This window comes from Curtobacterium sp. PhB78 (assembly GCF_003751685.1).
Taxonomy (GTDB): domain Bacteria; phylum Actinomycetota; class Actinomycetes; order Actinomycetales; family Microbacteriaceae; genus Curtobacterium.
This window is the reverse complement of sequence record NZ_RKIA01000002.1, coordinates 540,616-559,164: the sequence shown is the minus strand read 5'-3', so window position 1 is coordinate 559,164 and position 18,549 is coordinate 540,616. Positions and strand designations below refer to the sequence as shown.

Genomic DNA, 18,549 nt, shown 5'->3' with positions numbered 1-18,549 from the left:
GGTCATCGCAGCGGCACCGTCGCCGCGCGTTCCCGAGGAGAACACCATGTCGATCGAGCACCTCGCCCGTGGCGTCGCCCATCCGGCCATCGAGTACCGTCCGGAGCTGCGGTGGTGGCTCGCCGAGGGGCTGCACACCGACGTGACCCTCCGACGCGAGGTCGACACCGCCCACGCACTCGGGTTCGGCGGCATGGAGTTCCTGGCGATGGACGAAGGGGCGATCGACCACGGCCGGTACGGCTGGGGATCCGAGGAGTGGGTGCACGACTCGCAGATCGTCGTCGAGGAGACCACCGCCAGGGGCATGTCGGTGAGCTTCACGTCCGGGACGAACTGGTCGAACGCGAACCTGCCGACGATCGACGCAGACCACCCCGCCGCTGCGCAGGAACTCGACGTCGTGCACGAGGACCTGCCCGGCGGGACGAGCCGCTCGGGTGCGCTCCGTCGGATCGACCTCGACGCGCCGATCGCACACACGACGCTCCCCGGTGAACGCGGGACGGTGCGCGTCCAGACGCTCGTCGCGGTGGTCGCGACGCGCGTCGTCCCGGACTCCGCCGGTTCCGGCGCCGCAACCGTGCTGGACCCCGACTCGGTGGTGGACCTGACCAGCGCGGTCACCGACGAGGCACTCGACTGGACCGCACCGGAGGGCGGCACCTGGCGGTTGTCCACGTTCTGGAGCCACGGCACCGGCCAGACGGCGTCACCGTCGGCGACGGTCAACTGGACGGTGAACTACCTGGAGCGAGCGGGCGTGGATGCCGTGATCGACTACTGGGAACACGTCGTCCTGACCCCTGGCCTCCGCGCCGAGATCGCCCGCAATCCCCGTGCCCAGATGTACATGGACTCCCTCGAGCTGTCGACCTACGGCGACGGTGGCCTCTTCTGGGGAGCGCACGTCGCCGAGGAGTTCCGGACGCGCCGCGGCTACCCGATCACGCCGTGGCTGCCGTTCCTGACCCGCAGCGCTCCGTTCATGGCGTCGAGCACCACGTACCACGCCGAACCGGTGCCGGACCGGGCGGTCGACGTCGAGAAGGTCCGCTTCGACTACGTCCGGACGCTCACCGACCTGTACATCGAGAACATGCTGCGCCCGTTCGCGGCGTTCCTGCACGCCAACGGCATGACGCTGCGGTCCGAGATCAGCTACGGGCTGCCGTTCGAGTTGACGCGCCCCGGGCCGGAGGTCGACGGGATCGAGACGGAGTCGCTCGAGTTCGCCGCGCAGATCGACGCGTACCGGCTGCTCGCGGGGCCGGCGCACCTGTTCGGCAAGCAGTACTCGTCGGAGACCGGTGCGACGACCCGTAACCACATGCTCGACCACCGGTTCTACGACCAGATCGTCGCGACGCAGCTCGCCGCCGGCATCACGAAGACCGTCCTGCACGGCTGGGCGAGCACCACGGGCGCCGAGGGCGTCACGAGCTGGCCGGGACACGAGGGCATGTGGAGCATGTTCTCGGAGCGCTTCGACGCCCGGCAGCCCGCTGCCGAGTTCTACCCGCTCTGGAACGACGCGATCGGCCGGTACCAGTACGTCCTGCGCCAGGGACGCCCGCGGATCGACGTCGGCATCCTGCACACCGACCACTTCACCGACAACGCGTCCGGCATGGTGTTCCGCGACGCCGACGGTGGCCGCGTCCCCGACGAGGTCGCCTACGGCCAGTACTGGATGCGCGACCGGCAGAACCACTGGTGGCGCGACCTCGGCATGCAGGACGCCGGGTGGACGTACGAGTTCCTCGACGGGTCGCTGCTGCTCCGCGACGACGTCCGGGTGGACGGCGGCCTGGTGCAACCGGACGGCCCCGGGTACCAGGCACTGCTCGTCTTCCAGAGCGCGCTCGATGCCGACGTCGCAGCACGCCTGCTCGCCTGGGCCGAGGACGGCGTGCGGATCCTCGTCGTGCACGGCACGCGTGAGCTCAAGTCGCTGATCGCCGGGACGGACACGCACCACCCCCGAGCGGCCGCCCGCACCCCGGGCCTCGACGGACGCGACGCCGAGCTCGCGGACACCGTCGAGCGGCTGCTGGCCCTGCCGTCGGTGACCGCGATCGACGACGCCGCCGACACCGTCGCCGCCCTGCGCGGCCTCGGCGTGACCGGCCGCGCCGAGTTCGTGACGGAGGACCGGAGCGTCCTGTCGCACCTGCGCGAGGACGGTGACCTGCTGCACGTGTACCTGTACCACTTCCTGTACGAGACGACCTCGGCGACCACCGTGGAGGTCGCGCTGCCCGGCACCGGCGCGGTGTACCGCGTCGACGCCTGGTCCGGCGCGGTGTTCCCCCACCCGGCCGCACGGACCGAGGGCGACCGGACGATCGTCACCGTGGACCTCGCGCCCGGTGAGACCGCGCTGTTCACGCTCGACCGCAGCGGGCCTGCGCGCGAGACCGCACTCGACGCCCGGCTCGGCGGACGCACGACGACCGACGTCGTCGTCGAGATGACCGACTGGCGGATCGCGGTCGAGAGCTGGGACGCGGGCGGTGAGGAACTCATCACCGAGGACCGCGGCCACGGCTACATCACGCGCGAGGTCCGGCCGCTGACCGACGTCCGACGACTCGACGCCGGTACCGGTCCGCTCCGTCCGTGGAAGGACCTGCCCGCCGTGGGACCGGAGGTCTCCGGGGTCGGCGAGTACGCCACGTCGTTCACCGTCGACACGGTGGACGACGACGGCGCCCGGTTCCTGCTCGACCTCGGGTCGACGGCCGGCGGGCTCGGTTCGGTCGTGCTCAACGGCGGACCGGCACGCGGGTTCGACACCTCGCACCCGGTGGTCGACGTCACCGACGACCTGCGCGTGGGAGAGAACACGGTGGTCGTGCGGGTCGCCAGCTCACTCAACAACCGGTTGCTCGCCCGCGGGTACTACGAGGACGTCCCCGACGTCATCGCGCAGCTGCTCGGCGACCCCGACGCGGTGCAGACGACACACGTCCGCGACCACGGCCTGCTCGGTCCCGTTCGTCTGGTGGTCGGATGACCCGTCGCGGCGGACGACCGAGCGGTGTGGACCTGCGCCCCGTCATCACCCCCGACCCGTTCGACATCCGGGTCGCGCTCGCGGGCATCGTGCACTGGGCGGACAGCCCGCAGGTCCGGCAGCGCATGATGACCGCGATCGACTTCCCGGTGGCCGATCTGTCGATGTTCCTGGTGGTCAACCAGCTGACCTACCGCGGCGCGACGAAGCCGAGCGTGCTCGCGGGGGCGTTGGGCACCGGTCGTGCCAACCTCACGAAGATCGCGAACCGGCTCGAGGACATCGGGCTCGTGGTACGGGTACCGGCTCCCGATGACGAGCGCAGCGTGTTGATCGCGCTCACCGCCGAGGGCCGCGGGTACGGCGAGCGGATCAGCGACCAGCTCAGCCAGGACCTCGATGCGGTCCTCGCCCACTGGGGTCCGAAGGACGTCGACGCCCTCCGGCGGGTGCTCGCGCGCCTGCGACACGACGCGGCGAACGGGTCCTGAGCCGAGCGTCGCTCCGGCACCCGTGTGCACGATCACCGTCGGCCGCGTTGACTGGAGTGTCGGTCGAACGAGGAGTGCACGTGCTGGGTCCTGAACTGGTGGTCGTCCTCGGCCTCGCCATCGCATTGACGGCGGGGATCGCGGACCGGATCCGGGTGGCCCCTCCGGTCCTGCTGCTCGTCTTCGGCGCTGCGCTGGCCTTCGTGCCGGAGTTCGCGGACGTCGAGCTGCCGGCCGACGCCGTCCTGCTGTTGTTCCTGCCGGCGCTCCTGTACTGGGAGAGTCTGACGACGTCGCTGCGCGAGATCCGGAAGAACCTGCGCGGCATCGTCCTGATGGGCACGCTGCTCGTCGTCGCCACGGCGGGCGCCGTCGCCGTCCTGCTCCACCTGCTCGGCATGCCGTGGGGTCCGGCCTGGGTGCTCGGCGCCGCCGTGGCCCCGACCGACGCGACCGCGGTCGGAGTGCTCACGAAGATGCTGCCGCGCCGGAACGTCACCGTGCTGCGGGCGGAGAGCCTGGTGAACGACGGCACGACCCTCGTCGTCTACGGCATCGCGGTCGCCGTCACGGTGGGCACGCAGGAACTCACGTTCTGGGGCGTGTCGGGGATGCTCGTCCTGTCGTACCTCGGTGGGGTCGCCGCGGGGCTCGCCGCGGCGTGGGTCGGCACGCTCGTGCTGCGCCGGGTCGACACCGTGGTGCTCGAGAACCTCGTCACGCTCCTCGTGCCGTTCGGTGCGTTCCTGGCTGCCGAGGCGATCGGCGCCTCCGGTGTGCTCGCCGTGGTGGCGGCCGGCATCGTCGTCAGCCAGGTCGGGCCGAAGCTCGACCGCGCCGAGACCCGGCAGCAGGTCCGCGCCTTCTGGTCGTTCCTGACGTTCCTGCTCAACGGTGCACTGTTCGTCCTGGTCGGCATCGAGGCGATGGTCGCGGCCCGGGCGCTGACGCCGTCCGAGCTGCTCCGCGCCGTCGGCGTCGTCCTGGCCGTCGCGGTCGTGCTCGTCGTGGTCCGGTTCGCGTTCCTCAACGCCGCGGGCGGCACCGTCTGGCTCGTCACCCGTCGGACGGGAGGCGCGCCCCGCGAGGGCCACCGCGACCGGCTCGTGAGCGGCTTCGCCGGGTTCCGCGGCGCGGTCTCGCTGGCGATGGCCGTCGCCGTCCCCCGCGTTCTGGAGTCCGGAGCGGACTTCCCGGACCGCGACCTCATCGTCTTCGTCACGGCGGGCGTGGTCGTCGTCACCATCGTCGGTCAGGCACTCGTGCTGCCGGCGGTCCTGCGGCGGGCTGCGCTGCCCGAGGACGAGTCGGTCGGTGAGGAACGTCGCTACGCCGAGCGGACCGCGATCGAGGAGGCCCTCGACGCCCTGCCGCGGTTGGCACGGTCGACCGGAGCCGACCAGGCCACCGTCGACCGGGTGCGCAAGGACTACGAGGCGCACCTGGACGTCATCCAGGCACGCGAGGAGGACGACGACGACCACCCGGCGGTGCAGCGGCACGACACCGCCGTCGCGCTCGAGCTCGCCCTGGTGCAGCACAAGGCCGCGACCCTGCTGCGGCTCCGTGACTCGGACGAGATCGACGACCTGGTGCTCCGCCAGGTCCGCGCCGGCTACGACGCGGAAGAGGCGCGACTCGACGGCATCACCCCCGCGTAGCGGGACACCGGACGGGGCGGTCAGACCGGTCGCGCGCGGTCAGACCGGTCGGGGGCGGTCAGCCCGCGATGCGGAAGCCGATGTGGCTCATCCCGGTGTCGGACTCCTGGCCACGCCGTGCCGCCGGACGGTACCGGCGGCAGTAGCTGTCGGCGCACAGGAACGATCCGCCCTTCACGACCCGGCGCTCGACGGTCACGGCCTCGGACGCCGGCGCACAGCAGTCGTGCTCGGCGGCGGGGTCCACGTACCGGTCGCTCGTCCACTCCCAGACGTTGCCCGCCGTGTCGTGCAGACCGTAGCCGTTCGGTGGGAACGACCCGACCGGCGACGTCCGTCCGTACCCGCGTTCCGCGCGCCAGGGGAAGTCGCCGTGCCAGTAGTTCGCGCGCCGCTCCCCGGGGCGCTCCGCCTCGTCCCCCCAGGTGAACTCCGCGCCCTCGAGGCCACCGCGCGCCGCGAACTCCCACTCGGCTTCGGTGGGCAGTCGCCCGCCCGCCCACACCGCGTAGGCAGCCGCGTCCTCGTGGGCCACGTGCACGACCGGGTGGTCGGCGCGGTCGGCGATGGTCGAGCCGGGACCGGAGGGACGACGCCAGTTCGCGCCGGGCGTCCACGCCCACCACTGGCTGAGGTGTCGGAGGTCCACCGGCCCGCTCGTCCCGGTGAACACCATCGAGCCGGCGTGCAGGTTCTCGGCCGGGGCACCGGGGAACTGCGCCGGGTCGAGGGGCCGCTCCGCCACCGTGCGGTACCCGGTGGCACGGACGAACGCCGCGAACTCCCGGTTCGTCACGGCCTGCGGGGCGATCTCGAACGCGGCGACGGTGACGCTGCGCGCCGGGGACTCCTCCGGGTAGTGCTGGTCGGAGCCCATCGTGAACGCGCCGCCGGCGATCCGCACCATCGAGGAGCGGATCGCCGTGGCGGTGGCCGGGCCGGTGGTGGTCGGCACCGTCAGTCGCCGCCGGCCAGGAACGACTGCAGCTTGTCGACCGCCTGGTCGATGCTGAACGTCGCCGCGCGCTGTCGTGGCGGGAACTCCTCGAAGGTGTCCAGGAACTGGGTGACCAGCGTCGTGGCGGCGAGCAGCAGGTAGTCGTTCTCGAACAACCAGTCGAAGTACGTGTTCGACGTCTGGTCCGCTCGTTCGAACGGGTCGGTCCGCAGGTTGTAGAGCTTCGGGACCCGCAGCACGACGAACGGATCGAACCAGACCTGCAGGGTGCCGGTGACGCGCTGCTCCATGAACACCGCCTTCCAGTTGTCGAACCGGAGCGCGAGGACGTCGCCGTCGTCCGAGAAGTACACCAGGCCCGGTCGCGGACCCTGCTCGACCTCCCCGGTCAGGTACGGCAGGAAGTCGTAGCCGTCGATGTGCACCTTGTAGGTCCGGTCGCCGATCGTCTTCCCGACCTTGAGCTCCTCGACCGTGGTCGTGTCCCCCACCGCCGCCAGGAACGTCGGGAGCCAGTCGTGGTGCTGGATGATCGCGTTCGAGATCGACCCCGCCTCGATGTGGCCGGGCCAGCGGATCATCTGCGGGACCCGGAACGCGCCCTCCCAGTTCGTGTTCTTCTCACTGCGGAACGGGGTCATCCCGCCGTCCGGCCACGTGTTCATGTGCGGGCCGTTGTCCGTGGAGTAGATCACGATCGTGTCGTCCGCGATCCCGAGCTCGTCGAGCTGGTCGAGGAGCGAGCCGACCACCAGGTCGTGGTCGATCATCGTGTCGTGGTACGGCGACTGCCACCGGCCGGCCTGCCCCCGGCTCTCCGGCTTCGGGTGCGTCCGGAAGTGCATGTGGGTGGTGTTCATCCAGACGAAGAACGGGGTCTCGGACTCCGCCTGACGCCCGATGAAGTCCATCGCGGCGTCCGCGAACTCCTCGTCGATGGTCTCCATGCGCTTCTTGGTCAGCGGGCCGGTGTCCTCGACGCGCTGCTTGCCACGTCGTCCGTATCGACCGTCCTCGGTGTCGTCGTCCTCGTCGGTCGACCACGAGTGGATCACGCCGCGCGGCCGGGCCCGCTCGTTGAAGGCCGGGAACTCCTCGATGGACGGCCAGTTCGCCGACTCGGGCTCCTCCTCCGCGTTCAGGTGGTACAGGTTGCCGTAGAACTCGTCGAACCCGTGCGCCGTCGGCAAGAACTCGTTCTTGTCGCCGAGGTGGTTCTTGCCGAACTGCCCGGTGGCGTACCCGTGCGGCTTCAGCACCTCGGCGATCGTCGGGTCCTCGGCGCGGAGCCCCAGGTCCGCGCCGGGCATGCCCACCTTGCTGAGCCCCGTGCGGAACACGCTCTGTCCTGTGATGAAGGACGACCGGCCGGCGGTGCAGCTCTGCTCCCCGTAGGAGTCGGTGAAGCGCATGCCCTCATCCGCGATCCGGTCGATGTTCGGTGTGCGGTAGCCCATCAGGCCATCGCTGTAGGCGCTCAGGTTCGTGATCCCGATGTCATCGCCCCAGATGACCAGGATGTTCGGCTTGTCCTTCGGCATCGCTGTCCTCCTCGTTCGTGTGGTCGTGCTCGTGCATGGATCGTGCTCGGGTGCGCTCCGGTGCGGGCCACCCCGACCGGGTGAGATCGTGGACGTCGTCTGCTCAGCCCGTCAGCAGCGCGACGGCCACCGCGACGGCGGTCGCCAGCGCACACGCGATCGGCAGGAGCCCGAGTCCCTGGGCCGCCGTGGCGGTCGACCGCACCACCAGGTGCCGACCGTCGAACCGGCGCAGCAGGAACCCCAGGACCACGACGACCACGAGGCCGACCCCCGCGATCGGGAGCGTCCACCACCAGTCGAGGGGCGCCACGAGGCCGAAGACGACGAAGAAGGCCACGGTGGACACGAGCGACGCCGCCGTCACGAGGACGAGTGTCCGAGCCGATGGACCGACTGCGCTCGTCACGGGTGCCCACCAAGGTCGTGCGCGATCGCCCGGAGGTCCTCGTCGGAGAGCGTCGTCCGGAGCACCGTGCCGCCGAGGTCCGTCATCGCGCCGACGATCCGGTCCCCGTCGACCGACGCCACGGAGACGACGACGGCCGCCCCGCCCCGCGCCAGCTCGGCGGCGAGACGCTCCCGGAAGTCCGCGTCCACGCCGGCACGGTCCAGGCTCGCGAAGAGCGCCCCCACCGCTCCGCCGACGACGAGCCCCGCGAACGGCACGAGGAACAGGAATCCGAGCACGGTGCCGAACACCGCGCTCGAGGCCGCCCGTGCACCACGCTGCGAATCACGCCCGGTGGAGTCGACGTGGGTGCGACCGTGCTCGTCGACGTGCACGACGGCGATGCCGTCGAGGGCGATCTCCGCGCGGCGGTCGAGGCGCAGTGCGGCGTCGTGCGCCGCCCGGGCGCCGTCGTCGTCGTCGAAGGCGATGACGACGAGCTCGGTCGCCCGGTCGCTCACGCCGCAGCCGGTGCCGGCGCCGCGCGGGTGCTGCCGACCGCGTTCGCCTTGATCGCGTCGAACTCCGCCGCCGTGATCGTGCCGGCGTCGAGGAGCGCGCGCGCCTTGGCGATCTCGTCGGACGGGGACGTGCCCGCCACGTCGCGGATGTAGCCGTCGGCGGCGTCCTTCTGCCGCTGGGCGGACTCCGCGCTGCGGTCCGCCATCCCACGACCGCGTGCGATCAGGTAGACGAACGTCGTCAGGAACGGCACGAAGACCAGGAAGAAGACCCAGATCGCCTTGTACCACCCGCTGAGCGAACGATCCCGCACGAGGTCCGCGAGGACCGAGAAGAGCGCCATGAGCGAGGCGATGAGCGCCGAGATGAGCAGCCCGTACCAGATCACTGCCCAGAACGTGTACCAGAAGTCCATGATCGTGTTCCCTTCAGGAGTGCGTGGGCCTGCTGTCTAGCGCCGACGGCGCGCGGCCGGCACCACCCGCTTCGGGCGATCCGGCGCGACGGGCTTCCCGGTTCACCCGATCAGGATGGTGCGCACCGGCCCGCGCGGCCGGACGATCCGGGGCATGGACACACTCCCCTCCTGGCGCCCGGGGCACGCCCGCGACGCCGTCGAACGGTTCCTGGCCCGCACGACCGGCGGGGACACCCCGCTGCCGGTCGACGACCGCGTCGCCGTCTTCGACAACGACGGCACGCTCTGGAACGAGAAGCCGATGCCGACCCAGCTGCACTGGCTCGTCCAGCAGTGGGCCGCTGCAGCGTCCGCCGACCCGGAGCTCGCTCGCACGCAGCCCTACGCGGCCGCGCAGTCCGGTGACCTGTCGTGGATCGGGGGCGCCGTCGACCGGCACGCGAGCGGGGACGACTCCGATCTCCGGCTGCTGCTGGCGGCGGTGGGGCGCGTGACCGCTGGCATGAGCGTCGATGACTACCGACGGCTCGTCTCGGACTTCTACGCGCACGCCGAACACCCCGTGCTCGGCGTTCCCTACGCGGCGACGGTCTACCAGCCGATGGTCGAGCTCGTGCGGCTCCTGCACGAGCACGGGTTCACCTGCTACGTGGTGTCCGCGGGGGAACGCGACTTCATGCGTCCCATGACGGAGCAGAACTACGGCATCGCCCCGGAACACGTCATCGGCTCCGCCATGGGCCTGGAGTACGTCGACGGCGAGGTCCGCTACGTCGACGCACTCGCGTTCTTCGACGACGGCCCGGAGAAGCCCGTCCGGGTCTGGAGCCGGATCGGACGGCGGCCGGCGGTCGCGGTCGGGAACTCCGACGGCGACCGGGAGATGCTCGAGTACACCGTGCCCGGACACGCAGGACTCCGTCTGCTCGTCCACCACGACGACGACACCGGCCGCGGCGACCAGCCGTACGACAAGGGCGCCGAGGTCGTGCTCCGTGAGGCCGACGAGCGCGACATCACCGTGGTCAGCGTCCGCGACGACTGGGCCACGGTGTTCCCGACGTGAAGCGCATCGGCCGGAACCACGTGCTGCGCTCGGCGATCGCCGCGACGACCGCGGTGCTCCTCGCGACCGGGGCGATCGTGACGACAGCGGTCCCCGCATCGGCTGCGGACCCTGCGGCGATCGAGGTGAACAAGCTGGTCGACGGCGGCAAGAGCGCCACCCTCGGCCCCGGCGACGAGTTCACCTTCACGATCCGACTCGGGTGCGATGACGCCGACTGTGTGGACGCCCGGATCGTCGACACCCTGCCGGCGGAGCTCGAGGGCTTCCCGATCGTCGACCTCAGCGCCACTCCGCCCAACCCCGCCGCGCCGGCAGACCCGGACTGGGTCGTCACCCACACCGGCTGCGGCGGCACACCGGCGACGGTCGTCACCAGCGACCCGCCGTGCGTGGGCACCCTCGAGTTCGTCCAACCGCTCGCCGACGGCTCCCAGGGCCTCGCCGCGGGCCAGGCGTACACGCTCACGGCGACCCTTCGGGTCCCCGCCGACCTCCCGCCGACGTGGCCCTACAACGGCCAGCCGATCACGAACACCGGTACCGGCACCGCGGACAACGCCGCGACCGCGTCCAGCGCCGCGACGGTCACCGTGGACATTTCGACGACCGTCGACGTCGCGACGACGAAGTCCTGGACGCCCACGAACGAGCAGTACTCCCCCGGCGCACCGTCGACCATCGAGCTCTCCGCCTCGAACGCGTCGAACGTCCCCGCCACGTCCCTCGTCGTCCAGGACCCGTCGAACGCGGCGGAGGGTGCGGCGACGCTGGACGCCACGAACCCGTTCCGGTACGTCGACGTCACCGGACCCGGCACGATCGCCCTGCCCGCAGAAGCGACCGCCGTGCAGGTCGACGCGTACGTGCTCGACCCCGGGACCGGCACCTACCGCTGGGTCACCGGGACTCCTTCGCCGCCGGGATCCGCGACGTTCCCGGCCGGCGTCGACGACGCCGACGTCGCCGGGGTCCGGTACACCTTCACCGGCCCGGACGGGGCCGTCCTCACGCCCGGCGATCCGGCTGCCTCGATCCAACTCGACGTCGGACAGCGCAGCACCGAGCGGGACTCCGACGTCGAGCTCGGCGAGGGATGGTCCGCCACGAACACCGCCGCCGCCACCGTCTCGGTCCCCGGGCAGGACCCCGCGACGAGCACGGCCTCCGCCGAACACACCGTCTCACCGACGAACCTCGGAGCAGCGGTCACCAAGTCGATCGACCCGGCGCGGGTCCCCGCGGGCACGAACGCGGTCGGCAGCGTGACCGCCACGAACACGTCGGACGGACCGGTCGAGGAACTCCGCGTCAGCGACCTCGACTACTTCACCGCCGACGTCGGCTTCGCCGGGTTCAGCAGTCCGCTCGCGTACCCCGCGACCGCCACCGGCGCCGACGTCGTCTGGCACTTCAGCGACGGGACGACCCGCACCGATCCGTTCGCCGACGGCGACACCCCGGCGGCCGCGGCCCCGGACGGCACCTTCGTGACCGGGTTCGAGATCGTGTACGACGGCCCGATCGATGCCGACGCGACGACGACGACGCGCTTCGGCATCGACACCGCGCTCGATGCTGCCGACGACGCACCACTCCGGACCACCAACCGTGCGACGGCCTCCGTACGCAACGGGGGTGCGACCGCCGACGACGGCGCGTCCGCGCCGCTCGACGTGTTCCGCCCGGACATCGAGATCGCGCTCTCCAAGACCCTCAGCCCGCAGGAGCCGATCGCACCGGGCGGGACGGTCGTGGCCCAGCTCCCGGCCACGACCAGCACGGACTCCGCGTTCGTGACCCCGACGACGATCACCATCGAGGACGTCGCGCCGACGCCCCACGACGACGGATCGTTCTGGAACGCGTTCGACCCGGTCGCGATCGCGCCCACGCAGGTGCCCGCGGGCACCACGCTGACCATCGACTACACGTCCGACGACGGCGCCACCTGGCAGCCGCTCCCGATCGACGGCCTCCCCGCCACCGGCCCGACGAACTTCTCCGGCACCGTCCCCGCCGACCTCCGAAGCGCGATCACCGGACTCCGGTTCGTGTTCACGAACCCGGACGGCTTCCCGCAGGGCACCACCGTGCAACCCAACGTCGTCTCGCAGGCCCGTGCGGACCAGCGGTACGGCGGTGGATCGACGAGCACCCCCGACGCCGGTCCGTCGACCTACACCAACACGGCGACCGCACAGGGCGAGGGTGCCGTCGACGGCGGCACCACCATCGAGAGCGACGTCGTCGAGGCCGACGCCGACGCCGACATCGAGTCGACGACCGGGACGGGGAGCACGATCGCCGGGAAGCGGTGGACCGACACCGACTTCGCCACCGACCGGACCACCGTGGACAGCCAGTCCGGCGAGCAGGTCGGGTCCGTCCTCGAGTGGGGCTCGCGGACGACCGGGACGTCCCAGATCGTCGTCACCGATCCAGCAGGCAACGCGGGGAACCCGGCCGCCACCGTCTTCCAGGCGTTCGACCTCGAGTCGATCGACCCGATCGCGGTGAGCACCGACCCGCTCTGGCGGTGGGACACCGTCACCTCCGTCGAGCTCTTCAGCGACGGGACGTGGTCCACCGTCCCGGCGCCGACCTCCGGCTGGGTCGACCAGACCGGCTTCGTCGGGTACGCGCTGACGAGCGAGCAGACCGCTGCGACGACGGGCGTCCGGATCACCGTGGCGCCCGACGACGACGCCCGCGCGGCGAGCACCGACCCGACCCGACCCGTTCCGGGGTCGGGGATCGCCACGAGCACGACGCCGCGACCGTTCCACCTCACCTGGGAGCTCCGGAACTCCCTCCGAGCACCGGGCACCGCCGACGTCGAGTGGGTGAACGGCACCACCGACTACAACCTCAGCACCGCCGGGTCCGTCCGCAACGCGGTCGACGTCACGGCCACGACCGACGACGGAGACCAGAGCTCCACTGCGGTCGACGACCTCGTCATCCTCGACCGGCCGCCCCTCGTCGGGCTCGCGAAGACCTCCGAGCACGACAGCCTCGCCGTCCCGGCACGCGGTGACGTCGACCCCGACGAGTACCCCACGAACGACTTCACCGTCACCGCCACGAACGGCTCCGCCTCGCGCGCGTCGTACGTCCGCGTGACCGACCCGATGCCGTGCACACCGGCGACCCTCTCCGACTGCACGAGCGACCCCGACGCGTGGTCGGCGGACCCCTTCGACGGAGCCGACTCCACGACCGGCAACCCGTTCGAACGGTTCACCCTCACCGGACTCGACTTCAGCGTCGACGACGACGAGGTCGACGCGGACGCATCGACGGTGACGTTGCTGCACCGGAGTGACACCGGGACGACCTCCAGCAGCACGACCTCGATCACCGGCGCCCGGGCCCAGACCGCGGCACAGCTCGCGGACGTCGTCGGCGTCAGCGTCGTCTACCAGGGCACGGACCCCACCCGCACCGGCGGGACCATCTCCACCGGCCGACCGCTGACCATGACGATGCACACGCAGTTGCGGGCGACGCTCCGGAGCCTGCCGTCCGTCCCCGTGACCGCGACGACCACCGTCACGAACCGGGCGTTCGCGCAGTCGTACGACCCCGTCCTGGCGCCGTCCGGTCAGACCAGCACCCCGACGGACACGGCCTCCGCGGCCGTCGCGCTGGTCCGCGGCGTCCTCGACGTCACCGCGGAGAAGACCTTCACACCGGACACCCTGCTCGAGGCCGACCGCAGCGACACGATCGACGTGCGCCTCGACGGTGCGCAGGGCGACGACGCGACGGTCTCGCCGGACACGGTGACCATCGAGGACACCGACCAGGACTTCTGGAACGACGTCCGGCTCGCAGCGTTCTCCGCGGACGACGTGACGTTCCCGGCCGGGGCCGACCGGGTGCGCGTCGACGTCCAGCTCGACGGCCAGCCTGCGTGGGAGCTCGGGGCGGCATCCGACTCGGCGACGTTGCCGACGTCTGACACGGCCGCGATCACGGGCATCCGCTTCGTCTTCGACCGAGCGGACGGCGACGTCCTCTCCCACGCCGACCCGCCGGCAGCCTGGACCGCCGCCGCGGTGCTCCACGTCGTCGTGCTCCCGGTCGGCCGGGACGGTGCACCCGTCCGGTTCCCCGGCACCCTCGACGACTCGGCGACCGTTACCGCCCATCGCAGCGACGACACGCTCTTCCCCGACGCCACCGCCGCCGCGGACGACACCCTCACGCTCGACCCGGGCACCCGCCAGCTCGACGTCGCCAAGGCGCCCGCGAACGACCAGCACACCGTGCCGGTCGGGACCCCGGTCCCGTGGACCGTCACGATGCGCAACACCGGGACCGGCATCGTCACGCTGACGTCCGTGCGCGACGAGCTCCCCGAGGGCCTCACGTGGGACGGGACGGACCCGACGTTCCGCACCTCGCCCGACGGGACACTGTCCGCCGACGTCACGACGGTCCAGGACGGCCGGACGATCACGTTCACCTGGCCCACCGACGACGACCGGATGGCCCCGGACGAGACGTTCACCATCACGATCCCCCTGACGCTGGAACCCGGTCTGCACGAGGACGAGCGCGCCACGAACTCGGCCGTCGCCGTCACCGGCTCGGCGCTCGACCGCTGCACGAACGACTCCGGCAACGGGCAGGGCACCATCTCGGGACTCCCTGCCGAGGAGTGCGGCACGACCAACTACGTGCAGCCCACGCCCGGGCCGGCGCTGCAGACGAGCAAGGCGGTGCGTGGCGACGTCGTCGACCCGCTCGTCTCGGGTGCGTCCGACCCGTCGGACCCAGGCACGTCCTGCACCCCGGACGACGACGGCTTCACCCTCCCGCCCTGCGTCGCCGCCACGCGTGTCGGCGGGACCGACGAGTGGCGCGTCCGGACGACGAACACCGGCACCGTCGACCAGGACCGGGTCACCTTCGTCGACCCGCTCCCGCAGCCCGGCGACCGGCTCCTCGCGACCGGGGCTCCGCGTGGGAGCAGCTACCGGCCGGTGTTCGACGACTCCTTCGGCGTGGAGGTCGACGCACCGCTCGGTGCGACGACGACCTGGCAGGTCACGACCGACCGCACCGTGTGCTCGACCACCGACTCGACGACCTGGACGGACGACTCGCTCTGCTCGACGAGCACGTGGGCCGCGAGCGATGCGTTCACCGGCGACTGGGACGACGTGACGGGCCTGCGCGTCTCGGTCGACCTCGGTTCCGTCGGCGGGCTCGACCCGGGCGAAGCCGTCACGGCCCGGTACCGCACCGTCGACGAGCCGGTGACCGCCGCGCACCCGGACGGTGTCCCCACGACGGTCCCGCTCCGCGACGAGACGGCCTTCAACCAGGTCGGGACCACCGCCACACTGAGCGACGGCGGACTCCCGATCGCCCAGGCGCCGGTGAAGGTCGGCGTCGCACCGTCCGTCGGGTCGATGCTCATCCGGAAGCAGGTGACGGGCACCGGCGCAGGCCGAGCCCCTGATCGGTTCGACGCCGACGTCCGGTGTGAGGTGGCCGGTGTCGCGCTCGACCTCGGTGGTGCCGCCGTGGTGGCCCTCACGTCCGAGAACGCCCTCGAGGCGCGCATCGACGGCATCCCGGTCGGTGCCACCTGCGACGTCGCGGAACGCGGTGCAGTGGGCTCGTACGGCGAGGACGCCCGGACCGTCAGCCCGAGCACGGTCCGGGTGCTGGTCGCGTCGACGGCCGACCAGAGCGTGCCGACCCTGCAGGTCGTGACGATCACCAACGACTACGACTTCACCCCCACCCCGCCGACGCCGACGCCCACCCCGACCCCGACACCCACACCGGCACCGGGTCCTCCGTCGGTGACACCGGGTGGGGACGGCAGCGGGTCGGGTCCGGTCGGCCCCGCTCCGGACTCCCTGGCGTCCACGGGCTACGACGGTCGTCAGGCGGTCGTGGCGCTCGCGATCGCCGCGCTCCTGCTCACCGGTGGCATCGCGATCCGCCGTTCCACCCGCCGTCGACGTCGAGACGGGACCAGGTGGTCCGGGTGACGGCGCGCCCGGGTGCCGGGCCGACGAGACCAGCCCGTCGCGGCGACGATCCGTCGAGCAGGTGGGCCCAGGACGTGCTCGGTCCCGACTTCGAGGCCCGCTCGTTGCCGCTCGAGGCCGACGAAGAAGGGCCGGTGACCGCGACCCTCGTACGGCTGACCCGGACCCACCGGCTCCCGCGACGGTGGCGGACCGCGATCCCGTGGCGGTCGGACCACCTCCCCCTGGGCGGCGCCGACGTGCTCTACGTCCACGGGTGGTCCGACTACTTCTTCCAACGCGAGATGGCCGAGCACCTCGAGGCGCTCGGTGCGCGCTTCTTCGCCCTGGACCTCCGGAAGTACGGCCGGAGTCTGCTGCCGCACCAGACCCCCGGGTACGTCGACGACCTCGCCGTCTACGACGAGGACATCGCTGCGGCACTCGACACCATCGGGCACGGTGACCCCGAGCACGGACGTCGACGACTCATCCTGTTCGGCCACTCGACCGGCGGGCTGACGTTGGCACTCTGGAACAGCCGCCACCGGGGTGTGGCCGCCGGGCTGGTGCTCAACAGTCCGTGGCTGGAGTTCCAGGCGACCGGCTTCGCCCGCGAGCTGATCGCACCGCTGATGAAGCTCGGTGCGCGGCGCAACCCCCTCGCACCGCTCCCGACCGTCGACCCCGGCTTCTACACCCGCACCGTGTCGAGCGGGTCCGACGGTAGCTGGACCTACAACCAGGCCTGGCGTCCGGAGCGCGGTTTCCCGCTCCACCCGGGGTGGCTCGCAGCGGTGTTCGCCGGTCAGGACCAGGTCGCCCACGGGCTCGGGGCCGAGACCCCGACGCTCGTGCTGCTCAGCACGCACAGCCTGCTGTCCCCGAAGTGGTCGGAGGAGATGACCCACGTCGACGTCGCACTGAACGTCGACGCCGTCGCGCACCGGGCACTCTCGTTGGGCGACGACGTCAGCATCGCCCGGATCCACGGCGCCCTGCACGACGTGATGCTCTCGGAACCCCGGGTCCGCGAGACCGCCTACACCGCCATCCGACGGTGGGCACGCACGCTCCCCCTGCCGGGCGCCTGACCGACCAGGACGATGACGATGACGATGACCGAGAAGCCCGAGCGCCCCCACTGGACGCGCCGACGCGAGGTGGCGACCGTGGTCCTCCTCTCGATCACCGCGGTGGTGACCGCCTGGTGCGGCTTCCAGGCGTCGAAGTGGGGCGGCGAGATGTCCATCTCGTTCAGCCAGGCGTCGAGTGCCCGGATCCAGGCCGCCGACGCCGCGTCCGGCGCGCGCGACGCACGGCAGTGGGACGTCACCATCTGGGTGCAGTGGGTGCTCGCCGATTCACGGGACGACGCCACGCTCCGCAGCTACGTGCAGGAGCGGTTCTCCCCGGAGCTCCGCACCGCGTTCGAGGAGTGGGACGGTACCGGTCGGACCGCGGACGGGCCGTTCGCGACGGACGCGTACGTGCCCGCCGGATCGGACCGCGCGGCAACGCTCTCGGCGAAGGCCGACCGGCAGTTCGACCGTGCCCTCGCCGACAACCAGCAGTCCGACGACTACTCGCTCCTGACGGTGCTGTTCGCCCTCGTCCTGTTCTTCGCGGCCGTGTCGGACCGAGGTGGCCGCGAGTGGGCCCGCATCGCGTTGTTCGTCGCCGCGGTCATCGGCCTCGTCGGCGGGGCGTGCCTGCTCGCCACGTTCCCCGTCCTGGTCTGAGACGGGCGCGAGCGCGGCAGGAGCGCCGACCACGGACCGGACGGGAGGCCCGGTGCCAGCTGGCACCGGGCCTCCCGTCCGGTGGTCTACGCGTCTTCGGGCGCCGCCGCGTCGGACGCGAGCGCCTTCCGACGCTGCGCGACCTGGACCGCGATCGCGACCGGGATCGCGGCGAGGGCGACCGCCCGCAGCCACGGGCGGTCGAACACGTGCCGGGTGGCGTGGTCGAGCGACACCGGACCGGGGCCGCCGAGCGCGAACATCGCCGCCGAGAAGCCGAGGAACGCCGGGAACTCGAAGCCACCGTCCGCGTTGAAGAAGCCGTTCGGGGTGTGCACGCTCGACGCGACGCCCATCGTCGTCGCGGCGCCCGCACCGGCGATCGGGGTGGCGAGCCCGAGTGCCAGGGCGGCACCGGAGCCGGCCTCGCCGATGCCGGCCAGCACGGCGTTCCGCTTGGCGGGGCGGAACCCCATCGCGTGCATGCCCTGCGCGGTGCCCTCGATGCCTCCGCCGCCGAACGCGCCGAAGAGCTTCTGGGAGCCGTGCGAGACGAGCACGGCTCCGAGGGCGATGCGGAGCAGGGTCTTGGCGGTGACCGAAGCGGTGCCGGTGGTGTGCGAGCTCATGCGTTCTCCCGATCGTCCGTGGTGGTGATCCGGGCGACGGTACGCCGGTGCGGACCCGCGTGGCCACCGCCTCGGGCGGGCGTCGTCAGCTGGTGATCCGGCGCCGTCCGGTGAC

13 protein-coding genes are annotated in these 18,549 nt (G+C 71.8%); 7 read left to right on the top strand and 6 right to left on the bottom strand.

All coding sequences use genetic code 11. The features are described from left to right. Positions 1-46 precede the first annotated feature (46 nt). From EDF53_RS06360 to EDF53_RS06350, 3 genes are all read left to right on the top strand, one after another. A complete protein-coding gene (locus EDF53_RS06360; protein ID WP_123292750.1) occupies positions 47-3,019 on the top strand; it encodes a glycosyl hydrolase in 2,973 nt (990 codons plus the stop codon). Then, positions 3,016-3,510 (top strand): MarR family winged helix-turn-helix transcriptional regulator, encoded by a 495-nt coding sequence (locus tag EDF53_RS06355; RefSeq protein ID WP_123292749.1) that lies wholly within the window; start codon positions 3,016-3,018, stop codon positions 3,508-3,510. The genes EDF53_RS06360 and EDF53_RS06355 overlap by 4 nt, the downstream gene beginning before the upstream one ends. An 80-nt stretch (positions 3,511-3,590) precedes the next feature. Further along, entirely contained in the window at positions 3,591-5,171 is a 1,581-nt protein-coding gene (locus EDF53_RS06350) for a Na+/H+ antiporter (RefSeq protein WP_123292869.1), read from the top strand. A gap of 58 nt (positions 5,172-5,229) precedes the next feature. On the opposite strand, the gene EDF53_RS06345 is transcribed toward EDF53_RS06350, so the two are convergent. The 5 genes from EDF53_RS06345 to EDF53_RS06325 all read right to left on the bottom strand — a co-directional run bounded on the left by EDF53_RS06345 (position 5,230) and on the right by EDF53_RS06325 (position 8,998). Next, positions 5,230-6,078, bottom strand: a complete 849-nt coding sequence (locus tag EDF53_RS06345; protein WP_131880222.1) for a formylglycine-generating enzyme family protein — start codon at positions 6,076-6,078, stop codon at positions 5,230-5,232. A gap of 50 nt (positions 6,079-6,128) precedes the next feature. Further along, on the bottom strand, positions 6,129-7,670 hold the full coding sequence (locus EDF53_RS06340; RefSeq protein ID WP_123292748.1) for an arylsulfatase: 1,542 nt from the start codon (positions 7,668-7,670) through the stop codon (positions 6,129-6,131). A 103-nt stretch (positions 7,671-7,773) separates the two neighbouring features. Beyond that, positions 7,774-8,079: a hypothetical protein gene (locus tag EDF53_RS06335; RefSeq protein WP_123292747.1), complete on the bottom strand. Its 306-nt coding sequence runs from the start codon at positions 8,077-8,079 to the stop codon at positions 7,774-7,776. Continuing rightward, positions 8,076-8,582 carry a DUF1269 domain-containing protein gene (locus EDF53_RS06330; protein ID WP_123292746.1) on the bottom strand — a complete coding sequence of 169 codons (507 nt, stop codon included), beginning with the start codon at positions 8,580-8,582 and terminating at the stop codon, positions 8,076-8,078. Before EDF53_RS06330 ends, EDF53_RS06335 begins: the two co-directional genes overlap by 4 nt. Beyond that, entirely contained in the window at positions 8,579-8,998 is a 420-nt protein-coding gene (locus EDF53_RS06325) for an SHOCT domain-containing protein (protein ID WP_123292745.1), read from the bottom strand. Before EDF53_RS06325 ends, EDF53_RS06330 begins: the two co-directional genes overlap by 4 nt. A 154-nt stretch (positions 8,999-9,152) precedes the next feature. On the opposite strand from EDF53_RS06325, the gene EDF53_RS06320 reads away from it, so the two are divergent. From EDF53_RS06320 to EDF53_RS06305, 4 genes are all read left to right on the top strand, one after another. Beyond that, positions 9,153-10,067, top strand: coding sequence for an HAD family phosphatase (locus EDF53_RS06320; protein ID WP_123292867.1), 915 nt, complete (start codon positions 9,153-9,155; stop codon positions 10,065-10,067). Further along, a complete protein-coding gene (locus EDF53_RS06315) occupies positions 10,064-16,084 on the top strand; it encodes a DUF5979 domain-containing protein (protein WP_123292744.1) in 6,021 nt (2,006 codons plus the stop codon). Before EDF53_RS06320 ends, EDF53_RS06315 begins: the two co-directional genes overlap by 4 nt. Before the next feature lie 74 nt (positions 16,085-16,158). After that, entirely contained in the window at positions 16,159-17,157 is a 999-nt protein-coding gene (locus tag EDF53_RS06310) for an alpha/beta hydrolase (protein ID WP_260215225.1), read from the top strand. 18 nt (positions 17,158-17,175) lie between these two features. Further along, entirely contained in the window at positions 17,176-17,805 is a 630-nt protein-coding gene (locus EDF53_RS06305) for a hypothetical protein (RefSeq protein WP_243648785.1), read from the top strand. An 86-nt stretch (positions 17,806-17,891) separates the two neighbouring features. On the opposite strand, the gene EDF53_RS06300 is transcribed toward EDF53_RS06305, so the two are convergent. Then, complete coding sequence (locus EDF53_RS06300; RefSeq protein WP_123292743.1) at positions 17,892-18,434, bottom strand: DoxX family protein; 543 nt, start codon at positions 18,432-18,434, stop codon at positions 17,892-17,894. Positions 18,435-18,549: the final 115 nt, after the last annotated feature.

Coding starts and splice junctions, on each gene's coding strand:
- EDF53_RS06325 (WP_123292745.1), bottom strand. CDS start 8,998: ATGGACTTCTGGTACACGTTCTGGGCAGTGATCTGGTACGGGCTGCTC.
- EDF53_RS06355 (WP_123292749.1), top strand. CDS start 3,016: ATGACCCGTCGCGGCGGACGACCGAGCGGTGTGGACCTGCGCCCCGTC.
- EDF53_RS06345 (WP_131880222.1), bottom strand. CDS start 6,078: ATGGTGCGGATCGCCGGCGGCGCGTTCACGATGGGCTCCGACCAGCAC.
- EDF53_RS06360 (WP_123292750.1), top strand. CDS start 47: ATGTCGATCGAGCACCTCGCCCGTGGCGTCGCCCATCCGGCCATCGAG.
- EDF53_RS06340 (WP_123292748.1), bottom strand. CDS start 7,670: ATGCCGAAGGACAAGCCGAACATCCTGGTCATCTGGGGCGATGACATC.
- EDF53_RS06300 (WP_123292743.1), bottom strand. CDS start 18,434: ATGAGCTCGCACACCACCGGCACCGCTTCGGTCACCGCCAAGACCCTG.
- EDF53_RS06320 (WP_123292867.1), top strand. CDS start 9,153: ATGGACACACTCCCCTCCTGGCGCCCGGGGCACGCCCGCGACGCCGTC.
- EDF53_RS06305 (WP_243648785.1), top strand. CDS start 17,176: ATGACGATGACCGAGAAGCCCGAGCGCCCCCACTGGACGCGCCGACGC.